The organism is Mesorhizobium sp. P2_E6, from assembly GCF_056403835.1.
On sequence record NZ_JBFUEQ010000001.1, the window covers coordinates 865,827 to 880,901 of the forward strand.

15 protein-coding genes are annotated in these 15,075 nt (G+C 62.4%); 2 read left to right on the plus strand and 13 right to left on the minus strand.

Annotation, left to right across the window (positions count from 1 at the left end; genetic code table 11):
• Nucleotides 1-51: 51 nt before the first annotated feature.
• Complete coding sequence (locus AC1D08_RS04075; RefSeq protein ID WP_095084275.1) at nucleotides 52-612, minus strand: SH3 domain-containing protein; 561 nt, start codon at nucleotides 610-612, stop codon at nucleotides 52-54.
• Nucleotides 613-763: 151 nt separating this feature from the next.
• Between AC1D08_RS04075 and AC1D08_RS04080 the strand changes: the two genes are divergently transcribed.
• The gene (locus tag AC1D08_RS04080; protein ID WP_457152863.1) at nucleotides 764-1,765 is read left to right on the plus strand and encodes a 2-hydroxyacid dehydrogenase; all 1,002 of its coding nucleotides are present in this window, start codon (nucleotides 764-766) and stop codon (nucleotides 1,763-1,765) included.
• Nucleotides 1,766-1,792: 27 nt separating this feature from the next.
• Here the strand turns inward: AC1D08_RS04080 and AC1D08_RS04085 are convergent, their stop codons facing one another.
• The 9 genes from AC1D08_RS04085 to AC1D08_RS04125 form a co-directional block, all read right to left on the minus strand.
• A complete protein-coding gene (locus AC1D08_RS04085; protein ID WP_457152865.1) occupies nucleotides 1,793-2,254 on the minus strand; it encodes a GNAT family N-acetyltransferase in 462 nt (153 codons plus the stop codon).
• Nucleotides 2,255-2,285: 31 nt separating this feature from the next.
• Nucleotides 2,286-3,041, minus strand: a complete 756-nt coding sequence (locus tag AC1D08_RS04090; RefSeq protein ID WP_457152864.1) for a molybdopterin-synthase adenylyltransferase MoeB — start codon at nucleotides 3,039-3,041, stop codon at nucleotides 2,286-2,288.
• 100 nt (nucleotides 3,042-3,141) lie between these two features.
• Nucleotides 3,142-4,281, minus strand: coding sequence for a DNA replication/repair protein RecF (gene recF / locus AC1D08_RS04095; RefSeq protein ID WP_095082387.1), 1,140 nt, complete (start codon nucleotides 4,279-4,281; stop codon nucleotides 3,142-3,144).
• 186 nt (nucleotides 4,282-4,467) lie between these two features.
• The gene (gene dnaN, locus AC1D08_RS04100; RefSeq protein WP_095082385.1) at nucleotides 4,468-5,586 is read right to left on the minus strand and encodes a DNA polymerase III subunit beta; all 1,119 of its coding nucleotides are present in this window, start codon (nucleotides 5,584-5,586) and stop codon (nucleotides 4,468-4,470) included.
• Nucleotides 5,587-5,880: 294 nt separating this feature from the next.
• Nucleotides 5,881-7,428, minus strand: coding sequence for a chromosomal replication initiator protein DnaA (gene dnaA, locus AC1D08_RS04105; RefSeq protein WP_095082383.1), 1,548 nt, complete (start codon nucleotides 7,426-7,428; stop codon nucleotides 5,881-5,883).
• Nucleotides 7,429-8,266: 838 nt separating this feature from the next.
• Entirely contained in the window at nucleotides 8,267-8,533 is a 267-nt protein-coding gene (gene rpsT, locus AC1D08_RS04110) for a 30S ribosomal protein S20 (protein WP_095084274.1), read from the minus strand.
• A gap of 160 nt (nucleotides 8,534-8,693) precedes the next feature.
• A complete protein-coding gene (locus tag AC1D08_RS04115) occupies nucleotides 8,694-9,467 on the minus strand; it encodes an enoyl-CoA hydratase (RefSeq protein WP_457153986.1) in 774 nt (257 codons plus the stop codon).
• A gap of 159 nt (nucleotides 9,468-9,626) precedes the next feature.
• Nucleotides 9,627-10,517 carry a bifunctional DNA-formamidopyrimidine glycosylase/DNA-(apurinic or apyrimidinic site) lyase gene (gene mutM / locus AC1D08_RS04120; RefSeq protein ID WP_477225342.1) on the minus strand — a complete coding sequence of 297 codons (891 nt, stop codon included), beginning with the start codon at nucleotides 10,515-10,517 and terminating at the stop codon, nucleotides 9,627-9,629.
• Nucleotides 10,510-11,751: a phosphopentomutase gene (locus AC1D08_RS04125; protein ID WP_457153984.1), complete on the minus strand. Its 1,242-nt coding sequence runs from the start codon at nucleotides 11,749-11,751 to the stop codon at nucleotides 10,510-10,512. The genes mutM and AC1D08_RS04125 overlap by 8 nt, the downstream gene beginning before the upstream one ends.
• Before the next feature lie 280 nt (nucleotides 11,752-12,031).
• Here AC1D08_RS04125 and AC1D08_RS04130 point away from each other — a divergent pair, with 280 nt between their 5' ends.
• Nucleotides 12,032-12,982, plus strand: a complete 951-nt coding sequence (locus AC1D08_RS04130; RefSeq protein WP_457153983.1) for a phosphate/phosphite/phosphonate ABC transporter substrate-binding protein — start codon at nucleotides 12,032-12,034, stop codon at nucleotides 12,980-12,982.
• A 45-nt stretch (nucleotides 12,983-13,027) separates the two neighbouring features.
• On the opposite strand, the gene AC1D08_RS04135 is transcribed toward AC1D08_RS04130, so the two are convergent.
• The 3 genes from AC1D08_RS04135 to AC1D08_RS04145 form a co-directional block, all read right to left on the minus strand.
• A complete protein-coding gene (locus AC1D08_RS04135; RefSeq protein WP_477225581.1) occupies nucleotides 13,028-13,639 on the minus strand; it encodes a TadE/TadG family type IV pilus assembly protein in 612 nt (203 codons plus the stop codon).
• 45 nt (nucleotides 13,640-13,684) lie between these two features.
• On the minus strand, nucleotides 13,685-14,266 hold the full coding sequence (locus tag AC1D08_RS04140; RefSeq protein WP_477225343.1) for a TadE/TadG family type IV pilus assembly protein: 582 nt from the start codon (nucleotides 14,264-14,266) through the stop codon (nucleotides 13,685-13,687).
• Nucleotides 14,267-14,404: 138 nt separating this feature from the next.
• Nucleotides 14,405-14,827 (minus strand): pilus assembly protein N-terminal domain-containing protein, encoded by a 423-nt coding sequence (locus AC1D08_RS04145; RefSeq protein ID WP_095082375.1) that lies wholly within the window; start codon nucleotides 14,825-14,827, stop codon nucleotides 14,405-14,407.
• Between the last annotated feature and the right edge of the window lie 248 nt (nucleotides 14,828-15,075).

Sequence of the window (15,075 nt, forward strand, 5' to 3'; positions counted from 1 at the left end):
GCTGTTTGGAACTCTTTGGTCCGGAACGATCGTGGTCAAACGGTCAAAAGATCAGTCCTTGACCCGTTCACCGGGATAGGCGCCCCAGACAAGCGACTGAGCGAGCCAGCCGGTGTGGCCCTCGAACGTCATTTCGCACCACTGGCCGTCGCAGGACTTGATCGTGCCCATGACGCCAGGCTCGACCATCGCGACCACCCTTGCGTCCTGTTCAGGGCTGTTGAGAAGGTTCACCTGGGCGCCCTTGCCGCGCTGCCACGGGGCGACGATTGCGGTGCGCCGGCCGGAAAGCAGCGACTGGTTGATCCAGCCCTCCGAACCGTCGGCGTCGCGCACGCGGCGCCATGTATCGAATTCCTGAATGATCTCCATCGGCAGGCCGGCCTTCATATACATCCAGTCGACCGAGTAGTTGGCGCCGGGGCCGACGCGCGAGTTGACGCGGCCGGATTTCAGGCTGACGAATCGCGGCAGCGGCAGACCGCTCGGGCCGAGCGTGACGACGCTCTGGGCAGGTGCTGCCGCACTCTGCGCCGCGGCAAGCGGAGAATGAAGCAGAGCGCCGAGAAATGCTGCACTGAGGGTCAGGCGAAGCGACGCGAAACCAGACACTTTCATTCCTTTCGGCGCTTGCCTTGGCGCCCCTTTTTCTTTGTCTTCGGCGGCACCGCTTGTTACATGGGGTAATCGGCACCGCGACCGGCTTTCAGTTTCGCCGGTCTTGGTTAAAGAGGTCTCAACGAGATCGGGGTACGAGGAAACAATGGTAGGCAAAAAGAAGCCTCTCGTGGTCATCACGCGAAAGCTGCCCGATCCGGTCGAGACCCGCATGCGCGAACTGTTCGATGCCCGGCTGAATGTCGAGGACAGGCCGATGACGCAGCCGGAACTGGTCGCGGCGGTCAAGGAAGCCGACGTGCTGGTGCCGACGGTGACCGATCAGATCGACGCGGCGCTGATCGCCCAGGCCGGCGACAATCTCAAGCTGATCGCCAATTTCGGCAATGGCGTCGACAAGATCGATGTCACGGCGGCGGCCAAGAAGGGCATCACCGTCACCAACACGCCCAATGTGCTGACCGAGGACACCGCCGACATGACCCTGGCGCTGATGCTGGCTGTGCCGCGGCGGCTGGCGGAAGGCGCCAACGTGCTCACCGGCGACAAGAAATGGGCCGGCTGGTCGCCGACCTGGATGCTTGGGCGCCGCATCTGGGGCAAACGGCTCGGCATTGTCGGCATGGGGCGCATCGGCACCGCGGTCGCGAGGCGCGCCAAGGCCTTCGGCCTGTCGATCCACTACCACAACCGCCATCGCGTGTTGCCGGCCGTGGAAGACGAATTGGAGGCGACCTATTGGGAAAGCCTCGACCAGATGCTGGCCCGCATGGACATCATTTCGGTCAATTGCCCATCGACGCCGGCGACCTTCCATCTGCTCTCGGCGCGGCGGCTGGCGCTGCTGCAGCCCACGGCCTATGTCGTCAACACCGCGCGCGGCGACATCATCGACGAAGAGGCGCTGGTGAAGATGATCCAGGACGGCAAGCTCGCCGGAGCCGGCCTCGACGTCTACGAGCACGAGCCGGCACTGAACGGCAAGCTGCTGAAGCTCGCCGCCAAGGGCAAGGTCGTGCTTCTGCCACATATGGGCTCGGCAACGCTCGAAGGCCGCATCGACATGGGCGAAAGGGTCATCATCAACATCCGCGCATTCGTCGACGGCCACCGGCCACCGGATCGCGTGCTGCCGCTCAGAACCTGACGTCAGCCTCCGAACGAAAGCCCAGGCTTACGCAAGGACCTTGCGCATGGTGATCGAGGTCGGCCTGATGTAGCCCTCATGCGCCGTCCGTTCGGTCTCGTGAAAGCCGAGGCGGGCAAAGGCGGCATGGTTTCCGGTCAGCTCGATCCGCGTCTGAAGTTCGACCGCAGCCTTGCCGCGGCTGCGGGCAAGATCCTCGACCGCCAGCATCAGCCGCCGGCCAATGCCTTGGCCCTGACAATCCGGCGCGACGGCGAGCTTGCCGACGTAAAATTCCGCCGTCCTTTCAAGGGCAAAAACGCAACCGACGATCCTGTCCCCCTCGAACGCCACGAATCCGGTCTCACGCCGCGCCTTGTCGCGCAAGGTTTCGGCGGTCAGCAGGTGCGCCGAGGAGGGCGGGTCGATGATACCGTCCATGGTGGCGAACGCGTGCATGATCAGTGCGAGCATATCGTCCCAATGGTCGAAATCGGCAGGAATCCTCATGACGGTGACAACTTCGGTCCGATCCACGATGTCAGCTTCTCTTGTAGCGGATCGTATCGAACCGCGCGGCCAGCCCATCATAGAGCAGCAGCCGGCCGACCAACGGCTCGCCGATGCCGGTGATCAGCTTGATCGCCTCCATCGCCTGCAGCGTGCCGACGACACCGGTCAGCGCACCAAGCACCCCGGCCTCGGCACAGGACGGCACTAGGCCAGGCGGCGGCGCTTCCGGAAACAGATCGCGATAGCCCGGATTTGGCACCCCGTCCTTGCCGTTTTCGAACGGCTTCAGCACGGTCACCGAACCATCGAAGCGTCCAACAGCGGCGTGCACCAGCGGTTTCCTCTCGCTCGCGCAGGCGTCGGCCACCGTATAGCGGGTTTCAAAATTGTCGGAACCGTCGACGACGATGTCATAACGGGCGACGAGGGCAGCGGCGTTGTCCGCGGTCAGCCGGAACGTATGGGTCTCGACAGCGGTGTTGGGATTGATGCGCGCGATTGCCGCCTTGGCGCTATCGGTTTTCAGCATGCCGACGGTGTCGGTGCCGTGAATGACCTGGCGCTGCAGGTTGGAAAGCGAAACGGTGTCATCGTCGATCACGCCGAGCGTGCCTACGCCGGCGGCGGCAAGATATTCGAGCACCGGCGCACCCAGCCCGCCGGCGCCGATCACCAGCACCCGCGCCTGCTTCAGCCTCTGCTGGCCGGCGCCGCCGACCTCGGGCAGCACGATGTGGCGGGCATAGCGTTCGATCTCTTCGTCGGTCAGGGCGGCAGCGGTCATTGCCGGACCATATAGCGGCTGAAAAACCTTGTCAGGAGCCAATGCATGTCGCCCAAAAGTGTGAAGCGGTTTTGGGACCACGACATACGTAGACAAAGATCTAGATCGTTGGCCCAACCGTGCCGTGGTCGACAGTCAGGAATTGCGCACGTCCCTTGAGACTGGAAAACAGCGCCGCGTCGGTTCCGGTCATGAACGCCTGGCAGTTCAGGTCTTCGAGGATGGAAAACAGCGCCGCGCGCCGCCCGCCATCCAGATGCGCGGCGATTTCGTCGAGCAGCAGGATCGGTGTCATGCCAGACATCTCGCCGGTTAGCCGGGCGTGCGACAGGACGATGCCGACCAGCAGCGCCTTCTGCTCACCCGTCGAGCAAAGTTCGGCCGGCATCGACTTGGGACGGTGCCGAACCACCAGATCCGAACGGTGCGGTCCCTCGAGCGTGCGCCCGGCGGCGCGGTCGCGGTCACGACCTTCGGCAAGCGTCCGGCGGAACCGCTCCTCGACGTCGACCGCCGGCGCGATGGCAATCTCGGCCTCAAGCTCACCCGAAAGGCCGATATCGGCCTGCGGAAACGGTCCGGTGTCGGGCAGCCTGTCGATCATCGCGGCCAGCAGGCGCACCATCTCGGCGCGTGCGGCGGCGATCGCCACACCGGTTTCGGCCATTTGTGTCTCGATCGCGTCGAACCAGCGGTCGTCCCGGGAGCCTTCAGTAAGCAACCGATTGCGGCCGCGCATCGCCTTTTCGTAGTCGATTGCGCGCTGGCCGTGGCCGGGATCGATCGCCAGCACCAGCCGATCGAGAAAGCGCCGGCGATCCGCGGCTGGTCCGGTGAACAAGGCGTCCATCGCCGGCGTCAGCCACACCACGCGCAGCCACTCCAGCATCTCCTCGGCCGATCGCGCCGAAGCGCCGTTGATGCGCACGCGCCTGCCGCCTTCGCCGGCACTGTCGCCACCTGAAATGCCCGTACCGATCTCGACCTGGCCGTCGGGCCCATCGAGCCGGGCGTGCAGGGCAAAGCCGCCGTCGCCGCCTTCGCGCGCGACATCCGCATAAGGCGCGCGGCGCAAGCCGCGTCCCGGTGTCAGCAAGGAGATCGCTTCGAGAAGATTGGTCTTGCCCGCACCGTTATCGCCGGAAAAGACCACGGCACCCGGCGCCAGGTCGATCGCCAGCCCCGCATAGTTGCGGAAATTAGTAAGTGTAAGCTTACTTATGTGAGTCTGTGCCGGCAACCGCTATCCGCCTATAGAGCGGTTCGTCGTTTCACGGAAAACGCAGACCTGCTCTAACTCTTTGTTTTGACGCAATTCCGGGCGGAAAACCGTTTCATATTTTTCCTGGAATTGCTCTGGAAGTCGCCGCAGCCATAATTCTCGCTGCCGGTCCAGTCGCGGGCCGGATTGGTGACGCCGCGCCGGCTAGACCCGCATCGGCATCAGCACGTAAAGCGCGGTCTCGTCGGCCATGTCGTGGATCAGAGTCGGCGAACCAGCGTCGGCCAGCATGAACTTGGCCTCCGTGCCGGTCAGCTGCGCGGCAACGTCGAGCAGGTACTTGGCGTTGAAGCCGATCTCGATTGGATCGGACGAATAGTCGGCGGCCAGCTCCTCGGTGGCGCTGCCTGAATCCGGATTGTTGACCGCAAGCGTCACCTGACCGTCGCTGATCGAAAGCTTCACCGCGCGGCCGCGTTCGGAGGAGATGGTAGAGACGCGATCGACAGCGGCGGCGAAACTCTGGCGGTCGATGATCAGCCTCTTGTCGTTACCGGTCGGAATGACCCGCTGATAGTCCGGGAAGGTGCCGTCGATCAGCTTCGAGGTCAAAACCACGCTGCCGATGGTGAAGCGGATCTTGGTGTCGGACAGTTCGGTGGTGACCGCGACATCCGGATCGTCGACCAGCTTTTGCAGCTCGCTCACGGTCTTGCGCGGAATGATGATGCCCGGCATGCCCTCGGAACCCGCCGGCGCGTCGATCTCGGCGCGTGCCAGGCGGTGGCCGTCGGTCGCCACCGAGCGCAGCTTCAGCTTGCCGCCGACCTCGTGCGTGTGCAGGTAGATGCCGTTCAGATAATAGCGCGTCTCTTCGGTCGAGATGGCGAACTGGGTCTTCTCGATCAGGCCCTTCAGGGCAACCGAGTCGAGACGGAAGATATGCGAGAAGGATCCGGCCGAAAGCTCGGGGAAATCGGATTGCGGCAGGCACTGGAGGCGGAAGCTCGAACGGCCGGACGTTACCGTCATGGCGTTGCCGTCCTCGTCCGTCTTCAGCATCACCTCGGCGCCGTCGGCGAGCTTGCGCACGATGTCGTAGAGCAGATGTGCCGGAACCGTCGTCGCCCCGCCGCGCTCCACCTTGGCGGGCGTCGCTTCCGTCACCTCCAGGTCGAGGTCGGTCGCCTTCATTTCGAGGCTGGCGCCCTCGGCGCTGAGCAGCACGTTGGACAGGATCGGTATGGTGTTACGCCGCTCGACGACACGGTGGACGTGGTTGAGCGACTTCAGGAGATTTGACCGTTCCAGGATAACACGCATGACGAAACAGGCTCGCTTGAATGAATGACGGGTCACCAGTGAGCGGCGCCCCGCGAAAGGTCTGAACAGGCTCAGAATCTGCGTAAACTGACAGGAAAAAACCAGCAAACGCAAGCCCGCGACACCGGTTCAGGCCGGCTACGCGGGCTTTCTGGGGATAAAGGCCACGAAGTCCGCGAGCCGGTGTCGCAAAACCAAATTCCGGATCGCCCCCAGGCGACACCACGAATCCAGGACCGCACCGGCAAGTCATTGAATTCCGGTGCTGTTCTGGTTTCGTCTTCGCCAGACCGGTCAGGCCTGGTCGTTGATCAACCGCCTCAGGAGCTCGAGTTCCTGCGCCAGCGTATTGTCGTTGCCCGAAAGGTCCTCGATCTTGCGAACGGCGTGCAGCACCGTGGTGTGATCGCGGCCGCCGAAACGCCGTCCGATCTCGGGCAGGGAGCGCGGCGTCATCACCTTCGACAGGTACATGGCCACCTGCCGCGGCTTGACGATGGTGCGCGTGCGCCGGTTGGACAGCAACTCGGTCTTCGACACGTTGTAGTGGCGCGCGACGATGCGCTGGATGTCCTCGATACGAACCCGCTTCGGCTCGCCGGTGCGATAGATGTGGCCGAGGATCTCGTCGATCCGGTCGATGGTGATCTGCGGTTCGAAGGACTGGCGGAACAGCAGCTGATTGAACGCCCCTTCCAGCTCGCGTCCGCTGCCGGTCACGGTGCGGGCGACGTGATTGAGGATCTCCTCCGAAATATTGAGCGATGCGTCATCGACCCTTGCGGTGGCAAGGCGCAAGTTGAGCATGCCAAGGCGCATGGCGAAATCGGGCGCCGACATTTCAAGCGCGACGCCGCCATTGAGGCGCGACCGGACCCGCGGTTCGAGCGATTCCAATTCCGACGGCGGCCGGTCGGCGGCAACGACGACTTGCTTGGCGCTGTCGAGCAACATGTTGATCAGGTGGCAGAATTCATGCTGGATCGACTTGCCCTGCAGGAACTGCATGTCGTCGATGATGAGCAGGTCGATGTCGCGCAGCTGTTCCTTGAGCGTCAGCGCATTGTTGTCACGGATCGCGGTGGCAAAGCGCCACATGAAATACTCGGCCGTGAGATAGACGACGCGCGACTTGGGGTTCTGCTTCAGCGATTCCGCGGCGATCGCCTGCAACAGGTGTGTCTTGCCGAGCCCGACGGTTGCGTGAAGGAAAAGCGGGTTGAAGCGCACCGCGCTGGATTGCGATTCCGCAACTGCCTTGGCGGCGGCGAAGGCCACACGGTTCGACGGTCCCTCGATGAAGGAGCCGAATGTGTAGCGCGGATCAAGCGGCGAGCCGAGCACATTGTGCCGGAACTCGCTCTCGACCGGTGTGCCCGGACGCGGAGCCGGTGCGCGCTCAGTCCGGCCGGGGCTGACAGTGCCGGCGGCGAGCGCCGTCTGCGTCTGCCGCGTCATCTTGGCTCGCGCAGGCGCCACTTCCGGCTCGGCATGGCTGTGCCCCTGGCGGGTCGCCGTCCGCACAACGATCTCGATCTTGAGGAGATCGGGATCCTCCTGCTTCCACAACTCGGAAATGAGGTCGAGATAGTGACCGTTGATCCATGAGCGCAGGAAAGCGGTGGGCACCGAGATGCGGATGATGCCCTTGGAAGCCTCCGCGACCTTCATGCGGCCGAACCAACTCGAATAGACTTCAGTTCCCAGGCGCGCCTTCAACTGGGTCTTGACCCGGTCGAACTTCTGTTCCGCGTCGCTGGACACCGCCATGTCGTTTGCTCCGGTCAAAGTTCCAGGAAATGGGAGGTCGCCCGTAAGCTCCCGTTCGATGCCGCTCTGCATGGTCTCTTCCTTGTCTTTCCGTACCCTGTTCCACCGGGGATGCGCCCCTGCACCCGTGTCCCGGCAACTGCGTCTTCGCTACGATGCCTGCTGCCGCCGCCGGCAGATGACATCGCCAACATTCGGGGGAAACCGGTGCCGGCCCATGGAAGCCAGTCCGCGTTGGGTATGTCTGGGCAATACGACACCATCCGGCGAAAAGTGCGCCGGCGCGCCGTCTACCTGCCATGTCTAGTTACGCCAGTCCCCTACCGTATCGAAAAAGACAAACCAAAGCCGTCCACGGACTTGATCCGCGTTGCAAATCCCGCCAATTTAAGCTGGCCGTTACAAGCTGGGTTAAGGCCCGGAGCCCGTCCCTTTCGATAGACCGACATTACCGAAATCGCTGTGGATAGGGCAAGGCCGGGACTAACTGATTTTTAAGGAATCTGGTTAGTGGAGGCGGGTTCGAGTGGCGTGCCGCTACGGCACTTTTTAACAAAGCCATTGTGATTCAAACTCTTTTCCGGCGAATATGAAAAAGCCGGCCCGTCACGAAATTTTATGAAATAATTCGCTTGACAGCGACTTGTCCCCCATCCCCCCGGCTCGATGTGAACAAGCTGTGGACGACTGTCCGCAACTATTTGAAAAGTATAGATTATTTCTGAGTGTCGACTTTTTCCGAGTGAACCCTTTTCAGGGATACCGGCGATCAACCTGCATGGCAGTGCCGGCAAAGCATTTCGAGCCGCCAAAGGGCTGTTTCCGGCCATTCTTTTTAAGTGCTTGCCGGCAAACGAAAAAACCCGGCACAATCGGCCGGGTTCTCAGAACGTCAGTCCAGGACGTGATGTCAGGCAGACAAAACCTTGACCCGCTGGGCCAGTCGCGACACCTTGCGGGACGCCGTGTTCTTGTGGATCACGCCCTTGGTTGCGGCGCGCATCAATTCCGGCTCCGCGATCTTGAACGCAGCCTGTGCGGCAGCCTTGTCGCCGGAGGCAAGTGCCTCTTCGACCTGGCGGATATAGGTGCGGACGCGCGAGCGACGGTTCTTGTTGACCGCCGCGCGGCGTGCGATCTTGCGCGTTGCCTTTTTGGCCGAGGATGTATTGGCCATGATGCCTCTCTTCTGATCTGGTCGGCGCATGCGGGATGCCGCAGGGCGCAAAAAACAAACGGGCAGCCACGGGGCCGCCTCGGTTGGTGCGGCTTATAGTTCAGCTTTTCCGGCGCGTCAACGCTGCCTGGCCTTCTTTTTGGCGGCTATCAAACTGGCGTCAGCGGTTGCTGAAATTCGGCTTCCGCTTCTCGGTGAAGGCCGCCATGCCTTCCTTCTGGTCCTCGAGCGCGAACAGCGAGTGAAACAGTCGGCGCTCGAAGCGCAATCCCTCGGCGAGCGTTGTCTCAAAGGCGCGGTTGACAGCCTCCTTGGCCATCATCACCGATGGCAGTGAGAAGTCGGCGATCCTGGCAGCCGCCTTCAGCGCCTCCTCGACGAGCTCGCCGGCAGGTACGACCCGCGACACCAGGCCCGAACGCTCGGCTTCGGCTGCATCCATCATCCGCCCGGTCAGGCACATGTCCATCGCCTTCGACTTGCCGACGAAGCGGGTCAGCCGTTGCGACCCGCCCATGCCGGGAATGACGCCGAGCGTGATTTCGGGTTGGCCGAACTTGGCCGTGTCGGCGGCAATGATGAAGTCGCACATCATCGCCAGCTCGCAGCCGCCGCCCAGCGCATAGCCGGCCACCGCAGCGATGATCGGCTTCCGCGCCCGCGTAAACTCCTCCCAGCCGACGAAGAAGTCTTGGCAGTACGCATCCACATAGGAGATTGCCTGCATCTCCTTGATATCGGCGCCGGCGGCGAAGGCTTTTTCGGAACCGGTGATGACCATGGCGCCGATGCCGGCATCGGCGCCGAAACCGTTCACGGCTGCCACCAGTTCGGCCAGGATCTGGGAATTCAGCGCGTTGAGCGCCTGTGGCCTGTTCAGCGTGATCAACCCGACCTTGCCGCGCGCTTCGGTGACGATCGTCTCATAGGCCATGACTTGCTTCTCCTCGCTCGCCCATCGTCCAGAGCGGGTCATCGTTTCACGGAAACGCGGAACCCGTCTATCTCCTTGTTTTGATGCAACTCCCTAGGGAAAGCGCTACGCGCTTTTCCCAGGAAAGCCGTCTCGCACGTTTCCTGGAACTGCTCTAACTCACCGCTGACACGTCCGGCAATAGAAGGTCGATCGGCCGCTCTGCACGATCCGCTCGATGTGGCCGCTACAGCCGGGTTTCGAGCAAGGCTCACCCTCGCGGTCGTAGACGGCGAAGGAATGCTGGAAGTAGCCCAGCGATCCATCAGCCTGCATATAGTCCCTGAGCGAGGATCCGCCGGCCGCGATCGCATCTGATATCACCGAGCGAATGGCTTCGGCGAGGCGCTCGCTTTGAGCCTGGGCCTTCTTCCCGGGCTTGGCGATCGTGCCCGCCTCGCGCAGCGGCGACAGGCTGGCGCGCCACAGCGCCTCCGAGACATAGATGTTGCCGAGCCCGGCGATCAGTCTCTGGTCGAGAAGCGCTGCCTTCAGCGGTGATCGCCGCCCTTTCATCAATGAGGCAAGCAGCGGGCCGTCCAATGTGTTGCCGGTTGGCTCAACGCCGAGCCCTGCCAGCATCGGATGGACATCCGGCGGTCCTTCGGCAAACAACATGAAGCCGAAGCGGCGCGGATCATTGAAGATCACGCGCGAACTGGCGCCGCCCACGGATACGACATGGAAGACGACGTGGTCGTGGTTGGAGCTCTTCGAGCGGTCGTGGTGGAAGATACCAGGCATGTCGCTGCCATCCGCCGTCTCGATGCGGAATGAGCCCGACATGCCGAGATGGCAGATCAGCACCGGACCGCCTTCAACGTCCATCGTCAGATATTTGGCCCGGCGGCCGAGCGCGGTGATCGTCTTGCCGGTCAGCCGCTGCGAGAATTTTTCGGGAAATGGAAAGCGCAAATCCGGTCGGCGCGCCTCGACACGGGTGATGGTGGCGCCTTCCAGAACCGGCTGCAGCCCACGCCGGACCGTTTCGACCTCGGGCAGTTCAGGCATGGCCGCCAATCGCTGCATAGAAAGACGTGCCGTAACGGCCGGCCGCCAGCCCAAGATGCTCCGCCACGGTTTCACCGATGTCGGCGAATGTCGTTCTCAGTCCGATGTCACCGCCCTTGAAAGCCGGTCCGGTGCCGATCACCGGAATGCGTTCGCGCGTATGGTCGGTCCCGCGCCAGGTCGGATCGTTGCCATGGTCGGCCGTCAGGATGAGAAGATCGCCCTGCCGCAGCCTTGCAAATGCCTCCGGGAGCCGCCGGTCGAAGGCCTCGAGCGCGGCAGCATAACCCGCAACGTCGCGGCGATGCCCGAATTCGGTGTCGAAGTCGACGAAATTGGCGAAGACGAGGTCGCCATCGCCGGCATCATCCATCGCGCCCAGCGCCTCGTCGAACATGGCCATGTTGCCCGCCGCCTTGCGCACTTGCGAAATTCCGCGATGGGCGAAGATGTCGCCGATCTTGCCGATCGCGATGACACGGCTGCCACGCGCCGTCAGCCGGTCGAGCAGGGTCGGCTCCGGTGGCGGCACCGCGTAATCATGACGGTTGTAGGTTCGCTCGAAGGTCGCGGTGGTTTCGCCGACGAACGGCCGTGCAATCACCCGCCCGATCCTCAGCGGGTCAACCAGTCTGCGCACCACCTTGCAGAATTCATAAAGCCGCTCGAGGCCGAAATGGGTTTCATGCGCGGCAATTTGCAGGACCGAGTCGACCGACGTGTAGCAAATCGGCTTGCCGGTACGGATGTGCTCCTCGCCGAACCGCTCGATGATTTCGGTGCCCGGCGCATGACAGTTGCCGAGAATGCCCGGCACCTTGCCCTCGCGGATGATCGCCTCGGTCAGATCCGCCGGAAAGGCGGGAACCGTATCCGGGAAATAGCCCCAGTCGAATCGCACCGGCAGGCCGGCGATTTCCCAATGGCCCGACGGCGTGTCCTTGCCGCTCGAAACCTCTTGCGCCGCGCCGTGGAAGGCCGTGGTGAGCAGATCCGTGCCGCTGCTCGCGAAGCCCAGTCCCGTGGCGGTTTCGGCGGCCTTGCCAAGCCCGAGCGAGGCCATGTAGGGGACAAACAGCGGTCCACTGCGAAGCCCTTCGCGATCCGCGCGGCCTTCGGCACAGGCTTCCGTGATGTGCGCGAATGTGTTGGCACCTGCGTCGCCATAGCGGTCGGCGTCGGCCGCCCCGCCGATGCCGAAGGAGTCCAGAACGAAGAGGAAAGCGCGCGCCATCGAATTGTTGCCAGTTTGAACGCCCAGACATAGGGTTCCGCGACTTCGTTGGCAATTCGGAAACCAAACGGCAACGACCAGGCGTGATAGTCCGATGCATGTCGCCCAAAAGTGCGCCGCGGCTTTGGGGCAACGACACGCATAAACTGAGAATGCATGTCGCCCAAAAGTGCGCGGCGCTTTTGGGGCAACGACATGCATGGTGCGTGGCGGTTTTGGCATGTCGCAACGATGCGGCGGGCAAGGGCATGGATCAAGGAAAGCAGACGGCGGTTCTGTCATGAGGGTTACCCTGAAGGCATACGCCGCTCTCATGCTGGTGCAGGGTGCGCTCTGGTCCAATCCGGCGCATGCCGACTGGCGCGATGATATCGGCACGTTCCGCATCGGCATTGTTGCCGAGCCAGGCGCCGGCAACACCGTTCCGGGGCTGGCACGGTTGACCGACGCCTATACCAAGGCCTTGGGGATGAAGGTCGAGATTGTCGTCGCCCGCGACTATGCCGCGCTGATCGAGGCGCAGGCCAATGCCCGCATCGAATACGCGATCTATTCGGCGACCGCCTACGCGACGGCGTCGCAACGCTGCGGATGCATCGAGCCGCTTGTGGCTCCGGTCGATTTTGACGGCGCGATCGGCATCCGCTCCGTTCTCTTGACGCGCGACGGCAAGCTGCCTGATCTGGCGGCAATGGAAAGCCATCGCATCGCCATGGCCCCTTCGGACAGCGTCGGCGGTTCTCTGTTGCCATTGGCGGCGTTGACTGCGGAAGGCCGCAAGATTGCGCAAGATGCACCATTTCTGGTCCATGCCGAGTCGGCTGCGGCGGCGGAAACGATGCTGCTCGATGGCAAGGCCGATAGCCTGTTCGGCTGGGTAACGGCCGCTGCCGACGGCCGGCCGGAAGCATCGGGCACTCAAGCCTCAGGCGCGCAGGCATCGGGCACCCAGGCGAGGCTCGAAGCTGCGGGACTTTCGGCAGCGGCGCTTCAGGTCGTATGGGCGTCAGGCCTGCTGAGATATGGTCCCCACGCCGTCCGCAGCGACCTCGATCCGGAAGCCAAGCGCCGGCTCACCGTCTTCCTCACCAACCTCAAGTCGATGACGCCAGACATCTACGATCTCCTGGAATCAAAGCATTCCGGTGGCTTCGCTATCGTGGTGCCAAAGGATTACGACATGGCCGCCGCTGTCGTGCGCTTCGTCGCGGGCAGTGGTCCGGGGCAGTAACGCGAGGCTTTGGAGCGGTTTTGCGAGCGGCTCAGCGGTCCCGGTTCAGCAATCGCCGCAAGGGATCGTCACGCTTCTACGCGGACGCAGATAGTAGGACTCGCCCATCGTCAGGGCGTTGAAAGCCGTGGTCAATCCAAGCTTCTGTTGGCTGCCCGCCGACCAAGTGATGACCGGCTTGTAGCCAAGAGTGCTGTCGACGCGAATGAGGAAGGTGCCGGCGACCTTGAGTTTTGCTGGAACCGTGGTGGTGGTGGGGCCAGTGCTGGCGACGCCATTGACCAGTTTGCGCGACCACACCACTTGCACCAGCGGCGTTGCGTCGGTCGTGACCTGTATGGCCGTGATGGTGATGCTCGGGACCGAGCGGTTGTAGGGCTGAAGGGTGACGGCGCCGATCGCCATGATGGCGTCGATATCCGCCTTGACGACTGTCGTCTGCTGGGTGACGAGATCAGCCACCATGCTGCCGAGACGACTGACCTTCTTGCTGGTCTCGATGGCTTGTGACGCCTCCATGGTGATGAAATACATGGCCAGCAGAAGAGGCATGATCAAGGCGAACTCGACTGCCGCGATACCGCGGCGATCGGACCCGAATCGAATTGCTGTGCGCCAAATTCCTGAAGTCTTGAGATGTGCCCCCGCACGCATCATGCCCATTGCCCTCTTTCTTTTACTGCTCGTGCATCCGCCTCGAACTCAATTGTCGAACGGCTCGTTCTGCCAGGTTACCGACGCGAAATGCAGGGTCTTGTTGCCGCCCATCGACTGGGCCAGTAGATCGGTCATGATCGGCCATTTGTAAAAGACCCGCAGCATGTTCTTCGATTCCGCAGCACCCGCCGTAACGGCAAAGGACTGGTTGGCGCCGCCGTTGGTCAGGACGACTTGGCCAGCCTGTATCTTGAAGCCGGCCGCGGCGGCGGCGGCGAACGTCGTATATTGGCGAAGATCCACGTCCAGCTGATTGGGACAATCCTGCGAGACGATGATCTCCAGTTTGTTGCAGATCATGTTCTTCAAATTGTCTCCGGCGACGTCGGCTGCCCTTAACTGGCCGGTGCGCAAGCGGCGCGCGACATCGTCGGTGATGTTGGACAACACTTCCTGGCCGGCAAATGCGATGCAGCTTTCCAGAATGGCAAAGACAAGCAGCGCAAACGGGATTGCAAGGATTCCGAATTCAATTGCCGTACTGCCGCGCCGGTCGCGAAGGAAGCGAGCGAAAAACCTTGGGCGTCTCGCTTTGTGCTCGTCTGCGGAGCCGAATTCCTTGCTCATGTCTGATCCTGCCGATCTCTATGCGGTCTCGGAAGGCGTATTAGCGCAAACCAATTGAGGCCCGGTTTGAATGATCGTTAAAGTCGTCGATGGCGTCTTAACCAGCCGATAACCTGAACGGCATTCCACCGCGCCATCCTATCGGGTGCCGTTCATCTCAGCCTCGGAGGATTTCTCCGCATCACTCTTATAGGAGCTTTCGCAATAGGGCGTGCAGGACATGGTCTGTATTTCTGCACGGCGATAGATACGCACCGACGAGGCGGCCTGCCGCACGACGGTAACCTGTTCGTCGACGATCGGGCTGCCGTCCGTATCGAGCACGACCAGATTGGTGACGCCGAAACCCTTGCCGGTCAACACGATCGTCGAGGCGTCCTGTACGGAAGCGTCGGCGATTGCCGGATTGCCGACCACGATCGTATCGGCGGGACGCGACAGTTTGACGATCTTGGCCTGGTTCATCGTGACCTCGATGCCGGCCCCGGCCATGGCGGGCGCGACGAAGCTCGCGGCGACAAGAAGCGCAGCAATCACGATTGACGATCTCGGCTGGGCCATTGAGGCGCTCCACGCAAGCAGACTGATCAACGGAACATGAACGAGATTGGTGAACCAACGGTTAAGCGGACACCCCAGCAGAAGGGTGCGGCGTGCCAACTTGATTGCCTGCGGAGCGCGATCTCCCCACCATCGACCCCTGCAAACGGATGGGGCCGGCCGGCATTTAGTGCTGGGTTAACCACGCAATATATTCGAACCGGGAAAGGAATCGGTAAGGCTGTTTATTAAGCCGATCGAAAGAGCTT